The organism is Chryseobacterium sp. SIMBA_028 (genome assembly GCF_046535285.1).
Classification (GTDB): Bacteria; Bacteroidota; Bacteroidia; order Flavobacteriales; family Weeksellaceae; genus Chryseobacterium.
Map to the genome: position 1 here is coordinate 1 of NZ_JAWRWZ010000719.1, position 243 is coordinate 243.

General features: G+C 64.2%; 1 protein-coding gene. It reads left to right on the plus strand.

Going from position 1 to position 243, the window contains the following annotated elements; genetic code table 11:
* The coding region (locus tag SCA31_RS25130) for a hypothetical protein (RefSeq protein WP_410699660.1) at positions 1-243 on the plus strand (243 nt) is incomplete at both ends.

Consider the following 243-nt stretch of genomic DNA (forward strand, 5'->3'; position numbering starts at 1 on the left):
GGTACGGCCCAGATTGCTGCACTGACGCCTGCTCAGATCGGTGAACTCAGCAACGCGGCCATTGCCGGTTTGAAGGCGGCGCAGATCGCGGCGATGAGCGCCGACCAACTGTCCGGACTGACAGCAGCGCAGGCCGCTGTTCTTGCCGCTGCGCAGGTTGCCGGGGTGAACCCGGGCAATTCCACGAAACTGCCCGTCGATGTTGTCGCCGCCATCCCCCCTAAGGCGATTACGGGCATGAAG